We start from the raw sequence: 26,481 nt of genomic DNA, 5'->3' as shown, positions 1-26,481 counted from the left end.
ATGACGGGACGAACGGTGTCCGCCCTGGTGAGCGACGCGTCGTACGCCCAGGCGCGGATGTACTTCCTCGACGAACTGGCCCATCGGACCGGGGTGTTCACCGTCGCCCGCGTCCTCGACCTGACCGGTGACCTCGACCCGGCGGCCCTGGACGCGGCGGTGCGCGGATGCGTGCGCCGCCACGAGAGCCTGCGCACCTGCTTCCGCGTCCACGAGGGACAGCTGCAGCAGATCGTCACCGACCAGGAGCCCGAGCTGCGCATCCTCGACCTGCGCACCCTGCTCGGGCGGGACGCCCCGCCGGACGAGCAGGACCTCGTCGCCGACCTGGCCCGGCAGGAGGCCGCCGAACCCTTTGATCTGCGGCGCGTTCCCCTGCTGCGGACCACGCTGATCCGCCTCACCGACCAGCGGGCCGTACTGCTGTTGACGCTGCATCACATCGTTGCCGACGCCTGGTCGTTGGACCTGCTCCTGCGGGAGCTCGCGGCGCTCTACCGGGCCCACGTCACCGGCGCTCCCGACGGGCTGCCCGAACTGCCCTTGCAGTACGCGGATTTCGCCGCCTGGCAGCAGCGCGCCGAGACGAGCGGCGCCCACGACCGGCTCCTCGCGCACTGGCGCGAGCGCCTGAGCGACCTGCCCGAACTTCCCCTGCCCACCGACCGCCCGCGCCCCGAACAGCGCTCCTACCGCGGCCAGGAACTCTCCGTCCCGCTCGACGACCGGCTCGCGGGCCGGCTGGGTTCCCTGTGCCGGGAGGAGGAGGCGAGTCTCTTCATGGGCCTGCTCGCCGGCTTCTATGTCGCGCTGCACCGCTACAGCGGCCGGGCCGATCTCACCGTGGGCGGCACCACGTCCGGCCGGGCCCGCCCCGAGACCCAGAACGTGATCGGTTCCTTCGTGAACATGGTGGTGCTGCGGACCACGGTCCGCGACGACCACACGCTGCGGGACGTGCTGCGGGCCACCGCGGAGACCTGTCACGACGCCTACGACCACCAGGAACTGCCCTTCGAGCGGTTGGTGGCCGCGCACGGCGGCGCCCGAAGGGCCAACAGGAACCCGCTGTTCCAGATCGTGTTCCAGATGATCGCCGAGCCGGACGACGAGCTGTCCGTGCCGGGCCTTGGCATCCGGATGCGCGAGGCGGCCACCAGCGTCACCACCTTCGACCTGGTGTGCACCGTGACCAACAGGGCCGGCCGGCTCTCGGCGACCCTGGACTACGCGACCGAGCTGTGGGACCAGGACACCGTCGCGGCCCTGGGCCACGCCTGGCAGCGGGCGCTGCGGGACCTCGCAGAGCGGCCCGACCGCGCCCTGCGGGACATCCCCCTCGCCGAGGAGCGTCCGTACACCCCGGACGTCCTGCCGGACGAGCTGCGCGGCGATGCGGCGCTCGCGCAGCTGCCCGCCGATGCCGTGCTGACCGTCCGCGACCCCTACGGCCACCCCGCGCCGCCCGGAGCGGTCGGTGAGCTCTTCCGCCGCGACAGGCCGGACGGTCCCGCGCGGCCGACCGGCGTCGCGGTGCGGTCACGCGGAGACGGCCGCCTCACGGCGGCGCCATCGCAGGACGCCGCCTCCGAAACCGCCCCGGAGCCGTCCGACAAGTCCGCACCCGTCGGCCCCATGGAGCGCGAACTCGCCGCGCTGTGGGAGGAGTTGCTCGGCTGCACAGGCGTCGGACGGCACGACAACTTCTTCCGGTGCGGCGGCCATTCGCTGCTTGCGACGGTGCTCATCACCCACGTCCAGGAGCGCTACGGCGCCGATGTCACCCTTGAGGCGTTCTTCCGGCAGCCCACCCCCGCGGGCCTCGGCGAGGCGATCGCCGCCGCCTCCGATGCAGCAGGGAAGACCGGTGCCGCGGGAGCCGATGAACTGAGCGCGCTCGTGGACGCATTGGAGCGACGGGGGGACCATGCCTGAAGCCGACCTCGCCGAGCGGATCCAGAACCTCACGGCGAAGCAGCGCACGGAACTGCTCGGACAGCTGCGCGAACGCGGCATCACCCCGCCGCTGAGCCTGTTCGCAGGCCCTGCCGACGGGGACGCGCCCGTGTCGTCGGGGCAGCGTCGCATCCTCTTCCTGGGCGCGCTGCAGCCGGAGAACTCCGGCTACACCAGCGTGAACCCCTTCCGGCTCACCGGGCGACTCGACCCGGCCGTGCTCCACCGGTGCCTGAACGAGATCACGGCCCGGCACGAGATCCTGCGGACCGTGTTCCCCCTGGTCGACGGCGTCCCCGTGCAGCGCGTCCGGGCCGCCGCACGGGTCGAGCTGACCGTCGTCGACCTGCGCGGACTCCCGCCCGCGCGGCGCGCCGCCGAGGCGGACCGCCTCATCGAGGCCGAGCACGGCATCCCCTTCGACCTGGCGGAGACCCCGCCCGTGCGGTTCCGGCTGCTGCGGCTCTCCGCCGAGGAGTCGGTGCTCCTCTCGGTGTTCCACCACGTCCTCGTGGACGGCTGGTCCCTCGCCGTCCTGGGCCGCGAACTGACCACTCTGTACGAGGCGTTCGCGATCGGCCTGCCAAGCCCGCTGCCGCCCCTGACCGTGCAGTACGGCGGCTTCGCCCGCTGGCAGGCGGTCTGCGAGGACGGCGCGGAGGCCCGGCGGCAACTGGCCTACTGGGAGACGCACCTCAGCGGCGCCCCCGACCGGCTCGACCTGCCCACCGACCGGCCGCGGCCACCCGTGCAGAGCCACCGGGGAGCCACCCACCATTTCGTCGTCGACGCCGAACTGACCGACTCCCTGCGCGAGTTGGGCGTACGGCACGGAGCGACCCTCCACATGACCCTGCTCGCCGCGCTCGCCACCGTGCTCCACCGCTACAGCGGTCAGAGCGATCTGCTCATCGGCGGGGCCGTCGCCAACCGGCGGCAGAGCGAACTGCACGACCTGGTGGGCTTCTTCGCCAACTCGGTCCTTTTCCGGGTGCGCCTCGATGACGACCCCGACTTCGCGGAACACCTGGCCCGGGTGCGCCGGACCTGCCTGGCGGCGCACGACCACCAGGACGTCCCGGTGGACCTGATCGCCCAGCGGCTCTTCCCCGAGCGTGACCTCGCGCGCAATCCGCTGTACCAGGTGAATTTCACCCTGCACAACACGCCGGCCGTCACCGGCGACCCTTCCGGCCTGACGGTGACGCTGCTCGACACGGCGACTGAGTCGTCCCGCTTCGACCTCGACTTCAACATCCTGGAGACCGACGAAGGACTCGACTGCCTGGTCGACTACGCCACCGACCTCTTCGACGCGACCACCGTCGGCCGCATCTGCGACTCCCTCGGCGAACTCCTCCGTGCCGTCGCCACCGACCCCGAACGGCGCCTCTCCGCCCTGCCGGTGCTGTCCGCTGGCGAACTGCGGCGGATCGTGAGCGAGTGGAACGACACCGGCACCGATTCCTGCGCGACCCCCCTGCACGAACTGGTCGCGGCCCAGGCGTCCCGCACACCCGAAGCGGTCGCGGTGAGCCGTGCGGACCACACCATGACGTACGCAGAACTCGACAGGGCGGCGAACCGGCTCGCCCACCATCTGCGGGACGCCGGCGCAAGGACCGGCACCGTGGTGGCCGTCCTGATGGACCACGGACCCCAGACCGTGACCGCGCTCCTCGCGATCCTCAAGACCGGCGCCGCCTACGTGCCGCTCGACCGCACGCATCCCGCGTCCCGGACGAACGCCATGCTCGCCGACAGCGAGGCCACCGTCCTGGTGGTGAACGACGCCCTGCCGGCGCAGGTGGACCCGGCCGGCGCCCGGGTCGTCAGGACGGCCGCCGAAGCCGACGCGATAGCGCTGCGGCCATCGGCCGCCCCCGACGTCCGCGTGTCGGCGGACGACCTGATCTACCTCATGTTCACCTCGGGCTCCACGGGCCGCCCCAAGGCGGCACTGCTCACCCACCGCAACATCGTCAACTACCTGCTGTGGGCGAAGGATTACTACGCCGCGGCCGCGGGGACGGGCGTGCCCGTGCACTCCCCGCTCGCCTTCGACCTGACCGTGACGAGCGTCTTCGCGCCCCTGCTCGCCGGGCAGCGCGTGCTGCTCCCGACGCCGACCGCCGACGACACCCCCGACGCCGCCCTGCGCGACCTGCTGACGGACGCCGCCGACCTGAGCTTCGTCAAACTGACCCCCTCGCACCTGAGACTCCTTGAGCAGTCCGCCGACGGCGCACCGCTCGCCCTGCCCGCCCGGACAGTCATCCTGGGCGGGGAGGGGCTGCACGAAGACGCCCTGTCCGCGCTGCGCGCGGGTACACCCGATGTCCGGATCGTCAACGAGTACGGACCCACGGAGACCGCCGTGGCCTGTACCGCCTTCGACGCGGGGAGCGGCCCGCAGGCGGACAGCGCGGGTCCGGTGCCGATCGGCAGGCCGATCACCAACGTCCGCGTCCATGTCCTGGACGAGGCGCTGCGCCCGGTGCCGGTCGGTGTGCCCGGCGAGGCGTGCGTCGGCGGGGCCGGAGTGGGCCAGGGCTACTGGGGGCGTCCCGCGCTCACCGCCGAACGCTTCGTGCCCGACCCCTTCGGCACGGCCCCGGGCGCCAGGCTGTACCGGACGGGCGACCTGGTCCGGCTGCTGCCCAGCGGTGAGCTGGAGTACCTGGGCCGCCGGGACGAACAGGTCAAGGTGCGCGGCCACCGGCTCGAACCCGCCGAGGTCGAGGCCGCGGTGCGCAGCCACCCGGAAGTGCGGCAGTGCGCCGTCGAGGTGGTCAGCCGCGCGCCCGGCGACGAACGGATCGTCGCCTTCGTCTGCCTGCGGGACAGCTCAAGGAGCGAGCGGAACTGGGACGGCGACCGCGTCGAGGAATGGCGGCGGCTCTACGAGACCACCTACGGCGATCTGCCCGCCGACCGCGACGCCGCCTTCAACCTCGCGGGCTGGCTCAGCAGTTACACCGGCCGGCCCCTGGACGAAGGGGAGATGCGTGCCTGGCTCGACGACACGCTCCGCCGCATCGTCGCCCTGCGGCCCCGCGACGTCCTGGAGATCGGCAGCGGCACCGGTATGATCCTGCTCAACATGGCCGCCGGGTGCGGGAGTTACCGGGCCACCGACCTCTCCGCCCCGGCCGTCGCGTACGTACGGGACACGGTGGCCGCCATGGACCTGCCGCCCGGCCGGGTCGAGGTCCGCACGGCCCCCGCCCACCAGAGCTTCACTCCGGAGGCGGGCGACCCGGCACCCGACACGGTGGTGCTCAACTCGGTGGTCCAGTACTTCCCTTCGGCCGACTACCTCCTCGACGTGCTCCGGCAGGCCGTCGACGCGGTGCCCGACGGCGGCCACGTCTTCCTCGGCGATCTGCGCAGCCTGCCGCTGCTCGACCTGTTCCACACCTCCGTCCAGGCGCACCGGGCCCCGGCGAACATGCGCATCGCCGAACTGCGGTCCAGGATCCGCCGCCAGAGCGCCCTCGACCCGGAACTGTGCGTCGATCCACGGCTGTTCGAGGAGGTGGCGGCCCGCTGGCCGCGGGTCGCGCAGGTCCGTGTCCTGCCCAAGCGCGGCCGCCATGACAACGAGCTCAACCACTACCGGTACGACGTCGTCCTCACCGTCGGCCCCGAGGCCCCTGTGGCCCCCGAGGTGCCCGAAGTCCCCGAGCCCTCCGGCACCGTGCTCGACTGGGCCGCATCGCCCCTCACTCCGGACGAACTCCTGCGCCTAGTCGAGCGGGAGCGCCCCGAGCGGCTCAGCCTCACCGGCGTACCCAATGCCCGGCTCGGCGCGGCGCTCGCCCTGCGCGACCTCATCGAAGAGCGTGCGCCTTCGTCCTCCGTGGGCGAACTCCGGGCCCGCGCCAGCGCCCTGCCGCCGCACGGCCGCGCCCCGGACGACTGGTGGGAACTGGCCGATCGGTGCGCGTACGAGGTGGAACTGAGCTGGCTCGAAGGGCGGTCCGACGGCGCGTACGACGTCGTCCTGGTGCGCCGCGACGTGGACTCCGCCGCGCTCCCGGCCACCCCCACGCACCGCCGTGCCACGCCCCCCGCCGAGCTGTTCGACGCACGGCGGCACACCAACGACCCGCACTGGCGCCGTGCCTGCGCGGTGACCATTCCGGACATCGACGCCCACGTACGGAGCTGGCTGCCCGAACCGCTCCTCCCGGCCCACTACGTGCCGCTGCCCGAGCTCCCGCTCACCTCGAACGGGAAGGCGGACCGCACCCAGCTGCGCCGACTCGCGGCGGACCCCGCCGTCGTGGAGCGGGCCGTATGGGGCGTGGCCGCCCGGGAGCTCACCGCCACCGAACAGGTCGTCGCCGACATCTGGCGCGAGCTGCTCGACTGCGGTGACGTCACGCCCGACGACGACTTCTTCGGACTCGGCGGGCACTCGCTGCTCACCCTCCAGGTCGTCTTCCGCCTCCGCAAGCGCCTGGACGTCGCCCTGCCGGCACGCGCCCCGTTCGACCACCGGACCCTCGCCGACCTCGCCGCCTGCGTCGACGCGCTGCGGGAGCCCGAGGCCGGCGCCGCGCCGCCGCCGCTGACCGCCGTGCCCCGCACGGGAGTGCTGCCGGCCTCCTGCGCCCAGGAACGGCTCTGGTTCATGGACCAGTTGAACCCGGGTGATCCCCGGTACAACGTGCCGGTCTTCGACCGGATCCGTGGACCGCTCGACCCCCGGGCGCTGTCCCGGGCGCTCGACGCGCTCGTCGCCCGGCACGAGGTGCTGCGGACCCTGATCACCGCGCCCGACGGCGCGCCCCGGCAGGAGATCCGGCCGCCCGAGCCGGTGCCGCTCCCGCTGGTCGACCTCACCGGGCTGCCCGCGGAAGCCCGGGAAGCGGAACTGACCCGCCTGGTGCGGGAGGAGTACCGCCGGCCCTTCGACCTGGCCGAGGGACCGGTCATCCGCGCCCACCTGGTGCGCCTCGCCCCGCAGGACCACGCCCTGCTCCTTTCGCTGCATCACATCGTGCACGACGGCTGGTCGTTGGGCCTCTTCAACGTCGACTTCGCCGCGTTCTACGAGGCCTTCGCCGCGGGGCGCGAGCCCGACCCGGCCACGCCGTCGGTCCAGTACGCCGACTACGCCGTATGGCAGCGGCGCCTGCTCGACGAGGGCCACCTGGACGCCCAACTGGCGTACTGGAAGCGCAAATTGGCCGGAGTCGTCGAGCTGCCCCTGCTGGCCACAGATCATCCACGGCCCGCCCGGCCCACCGGCAGCGGCAGGCTGCTCCCCGTCGCCATCCCCGCCGAAACGGTGGGGAAGATCCGGCGGCTGTGCCGGCAGTCCGGGGCCACTCCGTTCGCCGTGCTGCTCACCGCCCTCGGCGTGGCCCTGTGCGCCCACACGGGCGAGCGGGAGGTGACCGTCGGCACCGATGTCGCGGGCCGGACCGCCGCCGAGACGCAGGACATGCTCGGCTTCTTCGTCAACCAGCTGACGCTGCGCGTCGACCTCGCAGGCGACCCGACCCGCAGTGAGCTCCTCGCGCGCGTCCACGGCACGGTGCTCGAAGCGCTCAGCCACCAGGACGTGCCCTTCGAGCGGGTCGTCCAGGCGCTCAACCCGCCCCGCAGCCGCCGGCACAGCCCGCTGTTCCAGACCAAGCTCGTACTGAACAACACGCCGGGACGGTCCGGCGTCGAACTTCCGGGGCTGCGCATCGAACCCGTCCAGGCCGGCCTCGACACCACCAGGTCCGACGTGGCGCTCGTCCTGCAGGAGAGCCAGGCGGTGCGGGACGGCATCTCCCCGTCCGACGCGGACGGGGAGATCACCGGATTCCTGGAGTACAGCACCGAGCTGTTCGACGAGTCGACCATGACGAAGCTGCTCGACGACTTCGAGCGCGCCCTCGACTCGCTGACCGACGACGCCCCGGGGACAGGTGCCGCCTGATGAAGCCGCTCACGACGTATCTCAACGGGGGGACCGCCGTGCGCGCCGAGGACGAGGCCCTTGTGCTCACCGATGACGCACGGGCCGCATTCGACGCGGGCCGGGAGCTGGCCGCGACGGGGGAGTACCGCGCGGCGATCGGGCTGCTCCAGGCGGCTGCCGGAGACCCGCAACTGCGGGCGCGGGCCCTGTACTTGGCTGGTGAGTGCTTCGAGCGTCTCGGGGCGGAATCGGCCGCCGCCATCGCCTTCCAGCAGGCAGCGCTGAGCGGTCCCGGCGAGGACGACAAACGCCTCCTGTACGACAGCGCACGGGCTCTGCAGGGGGAGGGCAGGCACGCCGAAGCCGCCGACCGCTTCGAGACGCTGCTCGCCTGGGACGCCACGTACGAGGACGCCTGGAAACACCATGAGGACAGCCGGACACGCGCCGGTGCGACCGCCCGGGAGATGGTGCGACCGCACAGTCCCGAGTCGCTCGTCAGGGACCTGGAGGCGCGCGGTCTGCTCGGGAACTCCGACTCCCGGATCGCGGCGTACGACGCCTTGTTCTACGTCCAGTTCGACCACACCGGGCTGCACGACAGCGTCAAGAAGCGGCTTGAACTCGTCCAGCTGCTCACCGCCGTCGGAGATGTCTCCGCCGTGCGCACCTCGCTCGACGTCGGCAGTGGCACCCTGCGCTACCCCCAGGTCCTGAACCGGTTCGGCGTGCGGTCGTACGGGATCGACCTCAGCGACGCGGGCGTCCGCGTCTGCGTGGACGAGCAGTGGGCGGCGGGCCGGTTCGCCGTCGCCGACGGCACGGCGATGCCCTTCCGCGACGGCTCCTTCGACCTCGTCACCTGCATGATGGGCACGGTCAACCACCTGTCGGCGGACCAGCGCGAACGCTTCCTCGCCGAGTCGTTCCGCACGCTGCGGCCCGGAGGGCTCCTGGTGGTGAGCGCATGGGATCCCGCGTGCCGCTTCCAGACGTTCCTCTCCTTCTACTCCCCGGCGGAAATGGCCCAGCTGCGGGGGCAGTTGACCGAGCGGGAGCCGCTGCGCGCGGAGTGCGCGGCGGCGGGCTTCGGCGATGTGCGCACCACGCCGTTCTGCACGGCCCCCGACTGGCTGGTGACGGGGGCCGGCGCGGCAGGGACGAACGCCGACCACCTGGCCCGCCTCGCGGAGCTCGACCGGGAACGCGCGGCACACGATCCGGCGGAAGCCGGCCAGATGTTCCTGCTCAGCGCGCGTCGCTGACCCCGCTCCCGCCGAACACGTCCGCGAGGCTGTCCGCCGTGAGGAAACGGATGCTGCGTACGGTGATTCCCTCGCGCCGGCAGGCGGTGGCGAGCTTCATCGCCGTGATCGAATCCCCGCCCAGGTCGAGGAAGTTGTCACCGGCGCGGACACCGCGTACGCCGAGAACGTGCTCGCACAGGGCGCACACCTTGCGCAGGACGTCGCCGGGCCCGCCGCTGCCGGGTTCGGCTTGTGCGCGACCGGAACGCGTCGCCCGGGTCTCCTTCTCGAACAGGTCCTGAAGGCGCCGGCGGTCGAGCTTGCCGTGCCGGGTGAGCGGGAGTTCGCCGAGTGCCGAGAAGTGCTGGGGGACCATGTACGGCGGGACGGAGGCTTCGAGCCGGGCCCGCAGCGGTTCCGGGTCGAGGCCCGGGGCGCGGCCTGGGGAGCGGCCTGGGGAGGGGCTTGGGGAGGGGCTTGGGGAGAGGCCAGGAGAGAGGCCCGGCGAGCCGCTCCCGTCCGGGACGACGAAGGCGGCGAGCACGCTCCGCGGCTCGCGCGCCTTCACGACCGCCGCCGCGCATATGCCCTCCATCGCGCACAACAGCGCCTCGATCTCCGCGAGTTCCACGCGCTGGCCCCGGATCTTCACCTGCCCGTCGGCCCGGCCCACGACGACCGGACGGCCCCGCGGATCGAGGCGTACGAGATCTCCCGTGCGGTAGACGCGCCCCTCGCCGTCGGGCAGCGCACTGAACGCGCGGTCCGTGGCGTCGGGGAGGTTGAGATAGCCGCGGGCGACACCCGCCCCGCTGATGACCAACTCGCCCACGCCTTGGGCGGCTTGCTCCGCATCGGTGTCGTCCACGGTCAGGCGCGTGTGCGGAATGGGGTGGCCGATCGGCAGCGGGTCGTCCGGCGCGTACTCCTCGATGCGGAACCCGGCGGTCTCGTCAAGGCGGAGGAAGCAGCGGCCCACCACGGTCTCCGTCGGACCGTAGTGGTTGTAGACCACCGAGTCCGGGAACAGCCGCCGCAGGGCCGTGAGATGGCGGGCGCGCAGGATCTCACCTCCGACGACGAACTGCCGCGGCCCGCGCAGCCCCCGCCGGCCGCCGAGCCGGGCCGTGAGCATCTCGATGTGCGAGGGGGTCAGGCGCACCAGGTCGAAGTCCGGGTTCTGGACGGCCGTCGCGAGATCCTCGGCCTCCTGGTGCTGCGGGGCGAGGTGGAGGGCGCCGCCGGTGACGAGCGGCAGGAAGAGGCTCGTCAGGGAGAAGTCGAAGCTGAGCGGCGTGTGCAGATACGCGTCGGCAGGACGTCCGCCGGAGAACTCGGACACCGTCCAGCCGACGTAGTTCGACAGGCCGGAATGCTCCACCGCCACGCCCTTGGGGTGTCCGGTGGAGCCGGAGGTGTACAGGACGTAGGCGAGGCGTGCGGGATCCGGGACCTGAGGCTGTACGGGGCTGCTCGTCACGCGCGCGGCACCCGCGCGGAGATTCACGGTCCGTACGGATGTCCCCGCAAGGCGGTGGCGGTGCTCGGTATCGGTTACGGCGAGTTTCATGGATGTGTCGTGCACCATGAACGCCAGCCGCTCCGGCGGGAGATCGGTACCTAGGGGCACGTATGCGCCGCCTGCCCGCAGGACGGCGAGGAGGCCGACGACGAGGCCGGGCGAACGACCCGCGAGCAGCCCCACCGCCTGCTCCGGACCGACGCCACGCTCCAGGAGTTCCCCGGACAACTGGACGACTCTGGAGTGCAGTTCGCGATAGCTGATCCGTACGCCGCCCTGAACGACGGCCGGCGAGTCGGGCCGCTGCTCCGCCTGCCCGGCGAACCAGTCGTATACGGAGCCGTCCGTGGATGCGTCTGTGGATGCGTCCGTGGATGCGTCCGTGGGGGAGAGATGCTCGTCGTTCCGTGCCGATTCCTGGTCCACCGCTCCGACTCCCGTTCTCGCGTGGTGACAAAGTGACCCGGCGACCCCGGCGCGACAGCCGCTCACGGTGTCACCATGCGGCGCATGCAGGCAGCGTACATAGACGATTTCGGGCCGCCCGACGCCATCCGCCACGGCGAACTGCCGCCCCCGGTACCGGGGCCCACAGACGTCCTGGTCGACACCCTTGCCACCACGGTCAACCCGGTGGACACCTTCATCAGAGCCGGCACCTGGCGGACGGGGGTGACCTTCCCCTTCGTGGTCGGCCGTGACCTCGTGGGCACCGTCGCCTCGGTGGGGCCCGGTGCGACGGGCTTCGCCGTGGGGGACCGGGTCTGGTGCAACAGTCTCGGACACGAGGGCCGGCAGGGCGCGGCGGCCGAGCGGGCCGTGGCGCCCGTGGACCGGCTGTATCACCTGCCGGACGGCGTGCGGCCGACGGACGCGGCAGCCGTGCTCCATCCGTCGGCCACCGGCTATCTGGCCCTGTTCACCCACGGGCGGTTGAGGGCCGGCGAGACCGTGCTCGTCGCGGGAGCTGCCGGCAACGTCGGCAGCGCGCTGGTCGTCCTCGCCGCCGAGGCCGGTGCGCGGGTGCTCGCCACGGCAAGGACCGAGGACGAGGAGCACTGTCTGCGGCTCGGCGCGACGGCCGTCATCGACTACCGCGATCCCCGACTCCCGGAGCAGATAAGGGAGTTGTCGCCGCACGGCGTCGACCTGGTCGTCGACACCTCCGGGCACAACGACATGACGGCCGCCGTCGATCTGCTCGCCTTCCGGGGCCGCATCGTGCTCCTGGCCGGTCTCCGGTCACGCCCGGTGCTCCCGGTGGGCCCGCTCTACCTCAAGGACGGCTCCGTCACCGGCTTCGTCATCTCGCGCGCCACCACCGCCGAACTCGCCGAAGCGGCACGCACCCTCAACCGGCTGATGGCGGCCGGTCGGTTGCGCGCCCGAGCGGTCGAGGAGCGGCCGCTGAGCACCGCGGCAGAGGCTCATGCCCGGCTGGAAAAGGGGGAGTTGAACGGCAGGCGCATCGTGCTCCTTCCGGACCGGCTGCTCTGATCGCGAAGTCCCCACAAGCCCTGCCGCGGGGCCGACTTGACGGACCCGGACGACCGTCGTTGACCCGTCTCGGCTCCGCTGGCCAGGCTTCCGGCCATGACGAATTCCGAAGTCGAACCCGCCACGCTCTTCCAGATCAGTGTCCGGACCGAGGTCGCCTCCTCGGCGGCCGAGGCGTACGCGGTCGTCAGCGACCTGCCGCGCTGCGGCGAGTGGAGCACCGAGTGCACCGGCGGACGCTGGGTCTCCGGGCAGGCCGCCACCGTGGGAGCCGTGTTCCGGGGCGAGAACCACCGCCCCGAGGACGTCGTCGCCTGGGCGCCCGTCGTGCGCGGCAAGTGGACCACCGAGGCGGAGGTCGTCGCGGCCGAACCCGGCAGCACCTTCCGCTGGGCGATGCGCGACAGCTCGGGCCGCCGCCAGGACAGCGTATGGGCCTTCGACATCGAGGCCGCGGACCAAGGCTGCGTCCTGGTGCACCACTTCCGGATGGGAGCGCCCACCGAAGGCATCCGCGGCATCACCGCCGGCATGGACGCCACCGAGCGGCAGCGGTTCTTCGCCGACTGGTCGGCCAAGTTGGACGCCGACATGGCCGCCACCCTGCAGCGCGTCAAGAAGGTCATCGAGGCTGGCTGACCGGCACGCCGCACGATCACACGCACGACGCACGACGCACACGCACGACGCACACGCGCGACGACGACCGACCCGGAACCCCAACCCCCTGTGCGGTTCCGGAATCCGAACCCCCTGAGTTCTCCGCAGCGACCGGCGAGAGGGTGCACACAACATGCTGCTGCAGCGCATAGCAAACCGTGGAATCAGGCTGGGGACGCTCTTCGACCGTGCCGCGTCCCGGCATCCCACGAACGTCATGATCTTCGACCACGACCTGGACGTGGCACCGGACCTCGGCCGCCGCGCGACCGTCGCGGAAATGGCGGACCTGGTCGCGGAGCAGGCATCCCGGCTCTGGGCGGCCAAGGTACGCCCCGGCGAACGCGTCGTGATCCACAAGTCCGACAGCTTCGACATCACCCTGCTCGCCTGCGCCGCCGCCCGGATCGGCGCGGTGCCGGTGCTGCTCTCTCCCAAGCTCGACGGCGCCACGGTCGCCGAGCTGGTCCGCCGCGCCGACCGGCCCCATCTCCTCACCGACGGCGCCAAGTTGGAGCTTGAACTTCCCGACTCGGTCTTCGAGCTGGCGCAGAGCGTGCTGCTCGCCTCCGGCCGGCACGAGCGCGCCGTCGAACTCGCCCGCTTCGCCGGGGCCCGGCGCGTCGACCCGGTCACCATGCCGCCCGACCACCCCACGCTGATCACCCACACCTCAGGGACGACCGGAGTGCCCAAGCTGGCCGTGCACACCGGGCGCACGCTCCAGGCGCGTTACCGTCCGCAGCGGATGGCGATCGCGGCCGTCATCCGCAAGCCCGAGACCATCGCGATGCATGTCTCCTTCGTGCACTCGCGGCTGTTCACCGCCCTTGCCATCTCGCTGCTCAACGGCTTCCCCATCGTCGTACTCAACGACTCGGACCCCAAGCGGGCCGCCGACCTCTTCGTGCAGCTGCGCCCCGGCATCCTGGAGGCCCACCCCAACTCCTTCATGCGCTGGGAGGAGTTGGCGGACGACCGGCGCGGTCCGCTCGCCAACGTGAAGCTGTTCAGCAGCACCTTCGACGCCATCCACCCGCGCACCGTCCACCGGCTGCTCCGTGCATCGCGGCGCAGGGCACCGCTGTTCGGGCAGCTGTACGGGCAGAGCGAGGTGGGTCCCACGGTCGTGCGTGCCTTCACCAGGCGGCACCGGCCGGACGACGACGGGCGCTGCGTCGGTGTGCCCTTCCCCGGCATGACCGACGTCCGCGTGGTCAGCCGCGACGGACAGCCGCCCTCGGAGCAGAACCCCGGCCACATCGAGGTGCGCAGCGACGGGCGCATCATGACGTACCTGGGCGAATCCGAGCGCTACGCACGGCAGTTGAGCGACGGTTGGTGGCGGATGGGCGACGTGGGCTACCGGACCAAGCGGGGCTGCCTGCACCTGCTCGACCGCGAGGTCGACCTGATCCCCGGCTTCGGCTCCACCCTCGCGGCCGAGGACGCCCTGCTCGCGAAGCTCGACCGGCTCTCCGAGGTGATCATCGTGCCGAGCGAGGACGGCGCCGCCGTACCCGTGGTGTGCACCAAGGACGACGAGCCGGTGAGCCTCGCCGAGTGGCGCAGGGCCGTGGCCGGTCTTCCCGCGATGGCCGACCCGGTGCACTGGCGGCTCACGGACCTGCCGCAGACCGCGACCACGAAGATCAAGCGTCTCGAACTGGCGAAGCTGCTGACGGCAGCCGCCCAGGCCGAATAGAGGCAGACATGGCGAGGATGATCATCGTCGGGGGCGGTATCGGCGGGCTCGCGGCCGCCGTCGCCGTCGCCCGGCGCGGGCACCGCGCGGTCGTACTGGAACGCTCCGCCGACTTCGCCGAGATCGGCGCCGGGATCCAGCTGGCCCCCAACGGCCTGCACGCGCTCGACCGGCTCGGTGTCGGCGATGCCGTGCGCGACTGCGCGGTGCACATCGACGAACTGCGGTTCATGGACGGGGTGAGCGGCGAGCATGTGACGAGCATGCCGCTCACCGGCGATTACCGGCGCCGGTTCGGCAGTCCGTACGTCGTCGTGCACCGCGGCGAGCTGTACCGGCTGCTCCTTGACGCCTGCCGCCGCTCGGGCGCGGTCGAACTGCGCGCCGCAAGCCAGGTCATCGGCTACCGCCAGGACGATACGAGCGCGACCGCCCTGCTGGCAGACGGGACACGGGTCACCGGTGACGCGGTGATCGGGGCCGACGGCATCAGGTCGGCGATCCGCGGGCAGCTCGTCGGCGACGGCGAACCGCGCGTCGTGGGCATCACCGTGTACCGGACGGTGGTCCCGATGGAGCGGGTCCCCGAGGAGCTGCGGTGGAACGCCGTCACCTGGTGGGCAGGCCCGGGCCGGCACTTCGTGCACTACGCGATCGCCGGCGGCCGCTACCTCAACCTCGCCCCGAGCATCGAGAACGGGGTCACCGAGGCGTTCGCCGGAGTGCCGGTGGCGGCGCCGGAGGTGCACAGCGCCTTCGCCGGTCTCGGCGACACGGCCCGACGGCTGCTCGCCCTGGGCGAGGACTGGAAGTCGTGGTCGCTGGTCGACCGCGATCCGGTGGACCGCTGGACCGACGGACGCGTCGCGCTGCTCGGCGACGCCGCCCATCCGATGCTGCACTACGCAGCCCAGGGCGCCTGTCAGGCGCTGGAGGACGCCGTGCTCCTCGGCGACCTGCTCGACGACCCGGCCGACGCGATCGGCGAACGGTTCGAGAAGTACGCCGCCGAACGGCGCGAACGCACCGCACGGATCACGCTCGCCGCCCGGGCGAGCACCCGCCTGTGGCACCCCGCAGGGCCCGAAGCGAGAGCGAGGAACGCGATGCTGTCCGCCATGTCCGCGACGGAGCTGCACGACCACGTCGCGTGGATGCACTCGGCCCCCGAATCCGACGCCCGGGGCGTGCGGCCATGAGCGGCGCCCATGCCGAAGTGTGCATCGTCGGGGCGGGACCCCGGGGTCTGTGCGTCCTGGAGCGGCTGTGCGCCAACGAGCGCACGGCACCGTCGTACGCGTCGGTGACCGTGCACGTCGTCGACCCGGCCGCCCCCGGCGCCGGCGCGGTCTGGCGCACGGACCAGTCGCACCACCTGCTCACCAACACCGTGGCCTCGCAGATCACCGTGTTCACCGACGACGACACACGGATCGAGGGGCCCATCGAGCCAGGACCGAGCCTGTACGAGTGGGCCGACGGCGTGGCCCGCTGGGGCGAACCGGACACGTACGACGAGCAGATCCTCGCCGAGGCACGCGAGCTCGGCCCGGACTCCTATCCCACCCGCGCCCTGTACGGCCAGTATCTGCGGGACTCCTTCCGGCGGGTGGCCGCCCGCGCTCCCGAGCACGTCACCGTCCGGGTGCACCGCTCGCGGGCCGTGGCGATGGCGGACACCAGCGGTACGCCCGGTGGACCGCAGGGCGTCCGGCTCGCGGACGGCACGCGCATCCACGACCTGGACGCCGTGGTCCTCGCCCTGGGGCACCTGCCGGCGCAGCTGACCGCCCGTCAGGAACGCACCGCGAGTCTGGCGCGCATCCACCACCTCACCTACGTCACTCCGGCCAACCCCGCCGACGTGGACACGGAGTTCGCCGCACCCGGCGAGCCGGTCCTGCTGCGCGGGCTCGGCCTCAACTTCTTCGACTACATGGCCCTGTTCACCATCGGCCGCGGCGGCGTCTTCGAGCGGACAGGCGACCGCCTGGTCTACCGTCCGTCGGGCCGCGAGCCGCAGCTGTACGCCAGCTCGCGCCGCGGGGTCCCGTACCACGCGCGCGGACAGAACGAGAAGGGCGCGTTCGGCCGCCACACCCCCCGGCTCCTGACACCGCCGGTGATCGCCCGGCTGCGCGGGCGGGCCCAGGAGGGCGAGCGCGTGCACTTCGAGGCGGACGTATGGCCGCTGATCGCCGCGGAGGTGGAAGGCGTCTACTACGGGACGCTGCTGACCTCGCGCGGCGACGATCCCGAGCCGTTCGTCTCGCGCTACCTGGCCGCGTCGCCACCGCGCCGGGCCGCGCTCCTGGACGAGCACGCCATCGGCACCGACGACCGCTGGGACTGGGACCGCCTGGCCAGGCCCTGGCTCGGGCACGACTTCGCCGACCGCGACGAGTTCCACGGCTGGCTGCTCGGCTACCTGCGGCAGGACGCACGGGAGGCGCGGACCGGGAACGTGAGCAGCCCGCTGAAGGCAGCTCTCGACGTACTGCGGGACCTGCGCAACGAAGTGCGTCTGGTGGTCGACCACGGCGGTCTCGAAGGCGGATCCCACCTGAACGAACTGGAGGCCTGGTACACGCCGCTCAACGCGTTCCTCTCCATCGGCCCGCCGGTCTCCCGGATCGAGGAGATGGCCGCGCTGATCGAGGCGGGTGTCCTGGAACTCACCGGACCCGGCACACAGATCTGGATCGACACCGAAGAAGGGGCCTTCGTCGCACGGTCGTCGTTCGTCCCCGGAGAGCGCGTGCGCTCCCGGCACCTCATCGAGGCCCGGCTGCCGCTGCCCGACGTGCGCCGCACCGCCGATCCGCTGCTGCGGCATCTGCTGATCACCGAGCAGTGCAGCCCCTACCGCATCGACGGCGACTGCGGGGTCAGCCACGAGACCGGTGGCCTCGCCGTCACCGAGCGGCCGTGCCGGGTCGTGGACGGACAAGGCCGCGCGCACCCAAGGCGGTTCGCCTACGGCGTCCCCACCGAGTCGGTGCACTGGGTGACGGCCGCCGGCGTCCGGCCCGGCGTCGACTCGGTGACGCTTGGCGACGCCGACGCCATCGCGCGCGCCGTGCTGTCCCTCGCCCCGGCCCGACAGGCCCCCGAACAGCGGGCCGTGGCCCCTCGGGAAGGCGACACGTCTCTCACGGGAGTGATCGTATGACCGACGCACTCGTCGACGCCGGACTGCTTTCCCCGGTCCGTGCGGGCACACCGGCCGAGGCCGCGGTGTCCGACATGGCCTGGCTGCAGGCCATGCTGGACGCCGAGGCCGCGCTCGCCCGGGCCCAGGCCCGGCTCGGCGCGGTCCCGCACACCGCGGCCGAGGCGATCACCCGGGCCGCCCGCGCCGAGCGGCTCGACCTGCGGGCGATCGCGGTCGGCGCCCGGGAGACCGCCAACCCCGTGGTCGGCCTGGTGCGGGCGCTGACCGACGCGGTCAAGGCCGAAGCCCCGACGGCGGCCGAGTTCGTGCACCGGGGGTCCACCAGCCAGGACGTCTTCGACACGGGCGCGATGCTGGTGGCCCGGCGCACCCTGCGGCTGATCCGGTCCGACCTCGCGGCGACGGCCGACGCACTGGCACGCCACGCGGCCGAGCACCGCGACACCCCGATGGCGGGACGCACCCTGGCCCTGCACGCGGTGCCGACGACCTTCGGCCTGAAGGCGGCGGGCTGGCGGCAGTTGGTCCTCGACGCCGACCGGCGCCTCGCCGTCGTGGACGCTTCGCTGCCCGTGGCGCTCGGCGGCGCCGCGGGCACCCTCGCCGGCTATCTGGCATCGGCCCGGCTCAGCGGACCTGCGGCGGACGCCTATCCCGACCGGCTGATCGAGGCGTTCGCCGACGAGACGGGGCTCGCCAGGCCGGTGCTGCCCTGGCACGCCCTGCGCACGCCGATGGCCGACCTGGGCGCGGCCCTCGCGTTCACCGCCGGGGGGCTCGGGAAGATCGCGGTCGATGTGCAGTCCCTGGCAAGGACCGAGGTCGCCGAGGTCGCCGAGCCGGGCGGTCCGGGACGGGGCGTGTCGTCGGCCATGCCCCACAAGCGCAACCCGGTCCTCGCCACGCTGTTGCGCAGCGCGGCGCTCCAAGTGCCGCCCATCGCAACGGGTCTGACGCAGTGTCTGCTCTCGGAGGACGAGCGTTCCGCGGGCGCCTGGCACGCGGAGTGGCAACTGCTGCGCGAGTGCCTGCGCCTGACCGGCGGTTCCGCCCATACGGCGGTGGAGCTGGCCCGTGGCCTGCGGGTGAGCCCCCGGCGGATGCGGGAGAACCTGGGACTCACCGGTTCCCGGATCGTCGCCGAGCGCGTCGCCGCCGCCCTCGCGCCCCTGCGCGGTGCGGCGGAGGCGAGGAGCCTGCTCGACGGGGCGTCCCGCGAGGCCGAGGAGAGCGGCAGGACGCTGGCCGAGGTCCTCGGTGCCGTACCCGGCCTTGGGCTCGGCGCCGGGGAGCTCGCGGAGCTGTGCGACCCCACCGGGTACACGGGCGCCGCGGGGCCGCTCGTCGACCGGGCGCTGCGGGCCGCGGCCCCGCCGGCGCCCTGACGGAACGTACGCATCCCAACGCACCGACGCACCGACGCACCGACGCAGCGACGCAGCGCACGAAAGAGCCGGCCGGGTCGTCCACCCGGCCGGCCGTTTCGCGCGCCGTCCTCCCCGTGCTCCCCGCTCCTCACCCTTCGGCGACGTGGGTCAGCAGTTCGGCGAGGATCCGCTCGCCCTCCTGGGTGAGCACCGACTCCGCGTGGAACTGCACGGAGGCGAAGTGCGGCCCGCGCAGCGCGTACACCTCGCCGGTCTCGCGGTCCCGGCTCAGCTCCACCTGGCCCACGCCCGCGCACTCCGTCTTGTCCTCGTTCCACCGGGCCTCGAACGTGTTGTAGAAGCCGACCGTCTCCCGCGCACCGAAGAGATCGATCTCCCGCTGCGTGCCCTGGTTCGGGGTGTCCCTGCGGAACAGGTCGAACCCCAGCCGCGTGCACAGCACTTGGTGGCTGAAGCAGACGGCGAGAAAGGGCCGGCGCTCGGCAAGGAGCGTGTCGACGGCCGCGCGCAGCCGGTCGACCTTCGGATGTCCGGCGGCCCGCGGATCGCCGGGCCCCGGGCCGAGGAGGACGAAGTCGTACCCGTCGAAGGAGTGGGCCTCGTCGAACCTGCGCACCGTCACGGACAGCCCCAGGGCGGCAAGTTGATGCCGGAGCATCGCGGTGAAGGTGTCCTCCGCGTCGACGACCAGGACCTTCGCGCCGTCCAGGGCCGGCAGTCGGGGCACCTGCGCACCGCGCCCGTCGAGCCAGAAGCGGGCGATCGAGGCGTTGCGTTCGGCGAGCGCCGTACGGACGTGGGGGTGCTCGGCGTACCCGGAACCGCGCCCGCCCTCCAGGGCGGCGAGCAGACCGGCCGCCTTCGCCCGGGTCTCCGCCGCCTCGGCGGCCGGGTCGGAGTGGCGCACCAGCGTCGCGCCGACGCCGATGTCGAGCTGCCCGTCGCCGGCTATCTCGGCGGTGCGGATGAGGATGGCGGAGTCGAGGGTGCGGGCGTCCCGCTCGTCCCGGCCGATGAGCGCGAGGACACCGCTGTAGTAGCCGCGGCCCTCGGGCTCGTACCGCTCGATCACCCGGCAGGCGCTCTCCAGGGGGCTCCCGGTGACCGTGGGGGCGAGCAGTGTCTCGCGCAGGATCTCCCTCGGGTCGCGGTCGCTGCGTCCCTCGATGAAGTACTCGGTGTGCGCGAGGCGGGTCATCTCCTTCAGATAGGGGCCCACCACGCGGCCGCCGTCCTCGCAGATGCGGGCCATCATCTTCAGCTCTTCGTCGAGGACCATGTACAGCTCGTCGGTCTCCTTCTCGTCCGCGAGGAACTCCAGGACCCCGGGCAGCGCGGGCCCCGCGGGCGGATAGCGGTAGGTCCCGCTGATCGGGTTCATCACCGCCGTGCCGTCCTTGAGGCTGACGTGCCGCTCCGGGGACGCGCCGACGAAGGTGCGCGTGCCGGTGTGCACGACGTACGTCCAGTAGGCGCCGGACTCGGTCTCCAGGAGGTTGCGGAAGAACGACAGCGCGCTGCGCAGCGTGTAGTCCCGGATCCGGGCCCGGTACGAGCGCCGGATGACGAAGTTCGCGCCCTCGCCCGTGCCGATCTCGTTCGCGATCACGTCGCGCACCGTGGCCGCGTACGCCGCGTCGTCCGGCACGAAGCGGCCGTCCACGAGGTCGGTCGGCTCCCGGGGGAGTCGGGCCAGCGCATCGGCGAGGCGAACGGTGTCCTGTTCGGTCACGCGCAGCGCGAGCAGCGGGGCGCCGTCGTCGACGCCCGCGAATCCGCGTTCGCGGATCTGCCGGTAGGGCACAAGGGCCAGCACGTCGTGCCGGGCGCCGGTGCCGTGGGGCCCCTGCTCCGGGAGCGGGATCGCGCCGAGCTCGGGCCAGGCGTCGACCTCGCCGAGCAGCACGTCGAGCCGGGCCTCGCCGTCCGCCGTCGAACGGTGGATCAGGGCGAAGGGCGGCGGCTGCGTCGCCAGCACCTTGTCGAACGCGCCGGATGTCATGCGAGGACCTCCTTCACCGTGGTGACGACGGCGCAGGAGCGTGCCGCGTAGTCGAGGGCCAACTGGTGGCGCTCGGCCGAGAAGTCGGCGACGGCGTCGGCCACCAGGAACGTCTCGATGTCGTTGCTGAACGCGTCGACCGCGGTCATCAGGACGCCCAGGTGGGCGTAGATGCCGCAGAGGATCAGCTGGTCGCGCCCCTGGGCGCGCATCCGCTCCAGGAGTTCCGAGCGGAAGAAGGCGCTGTAACGCCACTTGGTGAACACCCAGTCGTCGGGCGCGGGGGTCAACTCCCGTGTGACAGCGCGGTGTTCGGAGTCCCCCCGCATGCCGGGGCCCCAGAAGTCCTTCAGGAGCCCGCGGTCGGCGTCGCTCATGTCGCCGGGCTGCGCCGTGTAGGCGACGCGCACGTCGAGTGAGGCGCAGTTCTCGCGCAGCCGGGCGATGTTGTCCACCAGCGGCTGCCGCAGGGCCTGGGGGAACGGCCGGAGGAAGTACTCCTGCATGTCGTGCACAAGGAGCACCGCGCGGTCCGGCTCGGCGGTCCACGGTGCGACGGCTTCGGGCAGCTCGCCGGTGCTCGGCAGCTCGTAGGGTTCTATGAGGGGCAGGCCGGTCATGGAGATCCTTTCGAACATGGGCGGGGACTACATGCCGAGCGTGGCGCCGCCGTCGACCGTGAGGCTGTGCAGGGTGATGTGCGCGGCCCGGTCGGAGAGCAGGAAGACGACGGCGTCGGCGATGTCGTCGGGCCGGGCCAGCTTGCGCAGCGGAATGCCCAGGCGGTACTCCTCGGGCTTGCCGTCGAGGGTGCCGCGCGGCCCGCTCTCGTCGTGCCACATCGAGGTGAGCATCGGGGTGTCGGTGGAGCCTGGGGCGACCAGATTGCAGCGGATCCCGTGCTCGGCGACCTCGAGGCCGAGGCACTTGGTGAACATGGTGGCGGCGGCCTTCGACGCCGAGTAGGCGGCCATGTGGGTGCGCGCGGTGCCGGCCGCGTTGGACGCCACCGTGACGATGGAGCCCTGACGGCGTGGCACCATCCGGTTCACGACCGCCTGCGACATGTGGAACACGCCCGTGGTGTTGACCGCGAAGGTGCCCTCCCAGTCGGCGGCGGACAGCCGGCGGGCTTCGCCGAGCCGGAGCACGCCCGCGGTGTTCACGAGGTGGTCCAGCGGGCCCAGTCGACGCTCGACCCGGTCGACCATGCGGTCGACCTCGGCCCGGTCGGTGATGTCGGCCAAGAACGCCTCGGCGACAAGTCCGTCGGCGGTCAGCTTCCGCACGACGTTGTCGAGCCCCTCGGCGTCCCGGTCCACGGCGGCCACAGCCATGCCGTCCTCGGCGAGCGCACGGGCCACCGCGCTGCCGATCCCTCCCGCTGCTCCGGTGACCAGAGCGACCTTGCCTTCCATGTGGATTCTCCTTAGTCCGTAGGGTTGTTGGCTCCCGCCGTGGGGCCTGGGGCCTAGGCCTGCCAGGCCCCGACGACAGACACCGCCTGATCCGGGCGGAGCCGCGGATCGCACAGACTCGTGTACGTCTCGTGCACCTGATCGGCGGCCGACGGATTCGGGGCGCATTCGGTCACGTCGTCCGGCGTGGTCTCCAGGTGCAGCCCGCCGGCGACACCGCCGCCCGCCAGGACCGCCGCCCGGAAGTCCCGCACCTCCTGCGCGATCCACTCCACGTAGCGCGTCTTGCGTCCGGCCGGGGTGGTGACGGTGTTGGCGTGCATCGGGTCGCAGAGCCAGATGACGGGGTGCCCGGCGGCGCGCACCGCCGACACCAGCGGCGGAAGACCCCGGGCGGCGAGCTGGGCGCCCATCCGGGCGATCAGGGTGAGCCTGCCCGGCACCCGGTCCGGGTCCAACCGCTCGCACAGCGCGAGCAGTTCACCTGCGGTCATGCCCGGGCCGACCTTGCAGGCGACGGGGTTGGCCACCGCGGAGAGCAGGGCGACGTGCGCTCCGTCGACCTGACGGGTGCGGTCACCGATCCACGGCCAGTGCGTGGAGGCCAGATAGAGCGCGCCCGTGGACTCCGTACGCAGCAAGGGGACTTCATAGTCGAGTACGAGTGCCTCATGGCTGGTCCAGACGGGCGGCTCGACCGGTAACTCCTCGGGGCGGCGGCGCCAGCCGAGGTGGCGAAGGACCTCGTCGGACGCGCGGTAGCACCGCTCCATGCGCAGCGGATCCGGCCGCCTTGCCCGCGGGTTCGGCTCGGGCCCGTTGACCAAGTGCCCTCTGTAGACGGGGAGTTCGACGTCGCCGACCCATTCCGTCGGCTTCGAGCGGGGCTTGCCGAACTGCCCCGCCATCCTGCCCACGCGGACCACCGGGCGGTGCGTGGCCGCCGTCATCTCGTCCGCGAGCAGACCGATCAGGCCCACCTTGCGGGCGACATGGGCCGCGGTGCACTCGTCGGGATCCTCCGCGCAGTCGCCCGCCTGCACCACATGGGCGGCGCCGGAGGCGACTTGGGCCAGGGCCGAACGCAGGGCGTGTACGTCGTCGGATCCGACCAGGCCGGGAGCGTCCCGGAGTCGCTGCCGTACCCGTCGTACGGCCTCCTCGTCGTCCCACCGCGGCTGCTGGCCGGCCTGCTTCGATCCGAATTCGAGCACGGGGTTGTCCACTGATCTCTCCTGAGGGGATGACCGGTGCGCAGATGTGTCGCGCGGATGGGTGGGAGGACGCGGCAGCACGGAGCGCCGTGCGCGGGCCTGGCCGGGGCGTGGACACCGCCCCCGCTCCGGCCGCCGTCGGCGGGTCACGGAGCGGGGGTGTCGGCGCCCCCGGCATGCAGTGATGCGGCGGATCGTTCGACGGAGCTGATCCTGCGATGGCACTGATCCTGTTATGGGCGCAAGGGAGGCGACAACACGCCGCTCAGCACTTCGTCAGGTGCCGAGCCGCGTCCCGGTCGTCGCCTGCCCGCCCGATGCGGCCGCCGCGGTCAGCACGGTGATCGCGTGCGCGGCCGATGCCAGGGTCATGTGCCGATGCCACCCCTCGAAGGACCGGCCCACGTAGTCCTCGATGCCCACGGCCTTGGACACCTGCAGATAGTCGTCCTCGACGCGGTCGAGCAGCGTGCACAGCGTGAGCAGCACGGTCGGCTTGACGCGCGTCAGATCGGTGAGCCAGAGCTGCGGCGCGTCCTGCGGCCTGCCCCGCCTGGAGAGGGCGACCAGGGTCAGCGGCCGTCCCGTTCCCGACCGCAGGATGCCCGGTCGCCCCGAGGGCAGCTTCACCGTCACGGTGGCCAGCTGCCCGGTCCATAAGCCGCCGCTCACGCCGGGCTGGTGCCAACGGACGGGGTGCCGGAAGCCGTTGGACGCCCGCGCCACCTCCCACGCCTGCATCTTCGCGGAGCCGTGGTGACCGGTGAGCGCCGGGTCGGTGACGACCAGCGGGACCGACTCGTCGATGCGCGCCATCATGGGGATGCCCCGCCGGCCGAGCCGGTTCACGATGGTGGGGACGTACATGGCGCGTGCGTCCAGGACCACCGGGCGCACCGGCATGGCCCACTCCGTCATCATGTCGACACAGAGATTGGCGGCCCGGTCGGTCAGCGGCTCCTCCTCGGCGGTGTCCGGTATGGAGGCGCGGCTGCGGCGGGATCCGTCGTCTATCCAGACCCGGGGGAGATGGAGGCCCCAGTCGACCGGGCTGCTGCGCCCGCCCGACGCGGCCCAGACACTGACCGCCTGCTGGGCGTTGAGCACCCGGCCCTCGGCCGGGACGAACCGGCGGTCGACGCCGACGGAGTGCTGTCCTGCCTTGCGGATCACGGTGTTCTGCACCACCCAGGCCTCCACGGGGAGGCGCGGCACCAGATACCGGGACAGGGCCTGGCGTACCGGCATCCAGTCCCAGGTCGATTCGCTGATGAAGTGATGCAAACTCTGATCGGTCGCCCGACCGCCCATGAGATTCGCGATGTTCCTGATGGATTTCCGTCCGGTGACCTTGAGCAGGCCCTTCACATACGCAACGCCCTTATTGCGCTGATCGGTGCGGGGTAGCGACGCAAATAGGGATCTCGAAATTTCCTGGAGCACATCATCGCTGACACTTTCGTCAAGGAATCTATTCGCTCCCCTTGCTCCCGTTTGTGTGGTGGTCAGCGGCAAAGGCGCTGCAGTCACAGGATACCCCCGAACATACGACTCCCGTCAGGCAAGCAAATGCCCTCGAATGGCTCGTGCCGTTTCCCTGTGCACCTTCGTGGCGACGCGTATTAGTCGCGTACGACCCGCGTACGACCCGCGCCACCACGTGTCCGAGCTCGCCCCCCTCCCCTCGGCGGCCGCAAAACTCGCCAAAGCGGACATGATGTTATGGCGCCTCGGAGCATTCCTCCACGGTTGTGATTGACATCTGTCACCTCACTCACTGAAGTGGCAGAACGCACCGTCGGGAACAGGGGCATACCGTCGAACGTGACGGACTATTATCGGCCACGTTGACGACATTTCACGGGTGCTTCACTGTCGCGGAGTAGGGCACCGGCACCACAAATGCGACGCACAAAGCACCGGAGCCGGCGGATGAATCACCGGAACGGTGAGATGAAAGTGCGAGGCCCTTGCAGAAGGCGCAGTCGAACCGAAAGAATCAGCGCGATCCCGGGGAATGCGACTTCAGGCCTGGTCGGGCGACGTGCTGACGGGGAATCAGCAGCGGTCGCCGGACGAGACGTACACGGTCGTGCCCGCCGGGCCGTCCTGCGCCGTCTGACGCAGGAGAAGATCGGCGAGGTCCCCGCGGGACGTCCGGGCGCCGGGCAGGGCGTGCGGAGAGATCCGGTAGTCGGTGCGGCCCGCGCCCCAGAGGCGGCCCGGCCGCACGATCGTCCAGTCGAGCGCGCTGCTCCTGACGATGCTCTCCATGCGCCCCATGTCCCTGTGCACGCCGAGCATCCGTGCCTGGAAGAGGCGGCGGTGCGCCTCCCGGCGCGACAGCGTGCGGGCGGATCGCGCGGCCCGGTCGAGGCCGGCGGAGCTGACGCACACCAGGCGCCGCATCCCGTGCGTGGTCATCGAGTTGACGATGTTGCCTGCGCTCTCCGAGTAGACGGTGACGGGCCGCCTGGTCGGGGGTACGCCGATGACCGAGACGACCGCGTCATGGCCCGCCACGACCCAGTCCACCGCTTCCGCGTCCCGCACGTCGACCTCGGCCACCTGCAGTTCCCGGTCGAAGAACGGGAACTCCTTGGGCCGCCGGGCGATGGCCGTGACCGAGTGGCCCGCCGCGACGGCCATCGAAACGACCAGACGTCCAGTGGCTCCGTTGGCGCCGAGCACCACGAGCTTCACACTCTCCTCCTGCCCGAACAATGTTCTGGTACCCGTACAACGCTCGATCGCATGGATCAACGTACTACCAT

Annotated in this window: 16 protein-coding genes; 9 read left to right on the top strand and 7 right to left on the bottom strand. The window is 72.0% G+C overall.

All coding sequences use genetic code 11. The features are described from left to right. From AB0G47_RS04920 to AB0G47_RS04910, 3 genes are read left to right on the top strand one after another with little or no spacing between them, the layout of a single operon-like run. On the top strand, nt 1-1,935 hold the full coding sequence (locus AB0G47_RS04920; RefSeq protein ID WP_360764143.1) for a condensation domain-containing protein: 1,935 nt from the start codon (nt 1-3) through the stop codon (nt 1,933-1,935). After that, nucleotides 1,928-7,897: an amino acid adenylation domain-containing protein gene (locus tag AB0G47_RS04915; RefSeq protein WP_360764141.1), complete on the top strand. Its 5,970-nt coding sequence runs from the start codon at nt 1,928-1,930 to the stop codon at nt 7,895-7,897. The genes AB0G47_RS04920 and AB0G47_RS04915 overlap by 8 nt, the downstream gene beginning before the upstream one ends. Continuing rightward, the gene (locus AB0G47_RS04910; RefSeq protein WP_360764139.1) at nt 7,897-9,144 is read left to right on the top strand and encodes a class I SAM-dependent methyltransferase; all 1,248 of its coding nucleotides are present in this window, start codon (nt 7,897-7,899) and stop codon (nt 9,142-9,144) included. The genes AB0G47_RS04915 and AB0G47_RS04910 overlap by 1 nt, the downstream gene beginning before the upstream one ends. Here AB0G47_RS04910 and AB0G47_RS04905 read toward each other — a convergent pair. Continuing rightward, nucleotides 9,128-11,074 (bottom strand): non-ribosomal peptide synthetase, encoded by a 1,947-nt coding sequence (locus AB0G47_RS04905; protein WP_360764137.1) that lies wholly within the window; start codon nt 11,072-11,074, stop codon nt 9,128-9,130. The genes AB0G47_RS04910 and AB0G47_RS04905 overlap by 17 nt on opposite strands. An 84-nt stretch (nt 11,075-11,158) precedes the next feature. Here AB0G47_RS04905 and AB0G47_RS04900 point away from each other — a divergent pair, with 84 nt between their 5' ends. From AB0G47_RS04900 to AB0G47_RS04875, 6 genes are all read left to right on the top strand, one after another. Next, nucleotides 11,159-12,145: an NADPH:quinone reductase gene (locus AB0G47_RS04900; RefSeq protein ID WP_360764135.1), complete on the top strand. Its 987-nt coding sequence runs from the start codon at nt 11,159-11,161 to the stop codon at nt 12,143-12,145. A gap of 96 nt (nt 12,146-12,241) precedes the next feature. Then, nucleotides 12,242-12,784: an SRPBCC family protein gene (locus tag AB0G47_RS04895; RefSeq protein WP_360764134.1), complete on the top strand. Its 543-nt coding sequence runs from the start codon at nt 12,242-12,244 to the stop codon at nt 12,782-12,784. 154 nt (nt 12,785-12,938) lie between these two features. Further along, the gene (locus tag AB0G47_RS04890) at nt 12,939-14,510 is read left to right on the top strand and encodes an AMP-binding protein (protein ID WP_360764132.1); all 1,572 of its coding nucleotides are present in this window, start codon (nt 12,939-12,941) and stop codon (nt 14,508-14,510) included. Nucleotides 14,511-14,518: 8 nt separating this feature from the next. Continuing rightward, complete coding sequence (locus tag AB0G47_RS04885; RefSeq protein ID WP_360764130.1) at nt 14,519-15,709, top strand: FAD-dependent monooxygenase; 1,191 nt, start codon at nt 14,519-14,521, stop codon at nt 15,707-15,709. Further along, complete coding sequence (locus tag AB0G47_RS04880) at nt 15,706-17,682, top strand: FAD/NAD(P)-binding protein (RefSeq protein ID WP_360764128.1); 1,977 nt, start codon at nt 15,706-15,708, stop codon at nt 17,680-17,682. Before AB0G47_RS04885 ends, AB0G47_RS04880 begins: the two co-directional genes overlap by 4 nt. Continuing rightward, nucleotides 17,679-19,070 carry a lyase family protein gene (locus tag AB0G47_RS04875; protein WP_360764126.1) on the top strand — a complete coding sequence of 464 codons (1,392 nt, stop codon included), beginning with the start codon at nt 17,679-17,681 and terminating at the stop codon, nt 19,068-19,070. The genes AB0G47_RS04880 and AB0G47_RS04875 overlap by 4 nt, the downstream gene beginning before the upstream one ends. Nucleotides 19,071-19,200: 130 nt before the next feature. Here AB0G47_RS04875 and AB0G47_RS04870 read toward each other — a convergent pair whose 3' ends face one another. The 6 genes from AB0G47_RS04870 to AB0G47_RS04845 form a co-directional block, all read right to left on the bottom strand. Next, nucleotides 19,201-21,075 (bottom strand): chorismate-binding protein, encoded by a 1,875-nt coding sequence (locus AB0G47_RS04870; RefSeq protein ID WP_360764124.1) that lies wholly within the window; start codon nt 21,073-21,075, stop codon nt 19,201-19,203. Next, the gene (locus AB0G47_RS04865) at nt 21,072-21,695 is read right to left on the bottom strand and encodes an isochorismatase family protein (protein ID WP_360764122.1); all 624 of its coding nucleotides are present in this window, start codon (nt 21,693-21,695) and stop codon (nt 21,072-21,074) included. Before AB0G47_RS04865 ends, AB0G47_RS04870 begins: the two co-directional genes overlap by 4 nt. A 27-nt stretch (nt 21,696-21,722) precedes the next feature. Beyond that, a complete protein-coding gene (locus AB0G47_RS04860) occupies nt 21,723-22,493 on the bottom strand; it encodes a 2,3-dihydro-2,3-dihydroxybenzoate dehydrogenase (protein WP_360764121.1) in 771 nt (256 codons plus the stop codon). A gap of 53 nt (nt 22,494-22,546) precedes the next feature. After that, complete coding sequence (locus AB0G47_RS04855) at nt 22,547-23,719, bottom strand: 3-deoxy-7-phosphoheptulonate synthase (RefSeq protein ID WP_360764119.1); 1,173 nt, start codon at nt 23,717-23,719, stop codon at nt 22,547-22,549. 264 nt (nt 23,720-23,983) lie between these two features. Further along, nucleotides 23,984-25,150, bottom strand: coding sequence for a transposase (locus tag AB0G47_RS04850; protein ID WP_360764117.1), 1,167 nt, complete (start codon nt 25,148-25,150; stop codon nt 23,984-23,986). A 615-nt stretch (nt 25,151-25,765) separates the two neighbouring features. After that, a complete protein-coding gene (locus AB0G47_RS04845; protein ID WP_360764115.1) occupies nt 25,766-26,410 on the bottom strand; it encodes an NAD(P)H-binding protein in 645 nt (214 codons plus the stop codon). Between the last annotated feature and the right edge of the window lie 71 nt (nt 26,411-26,481).

The sequence above is a fragment of the Streptomyces sp. NPDC021622 genome (genome assembly GCF_040640795.1).
GTDB lineage: Bacteria > Actinomycetota > Actinomycetes > Streptomycetales > Streptomycetaceae > Streptomyces.
This window is presented reverse-complemented; position numbering and strand designations above follow the sequence as displayed.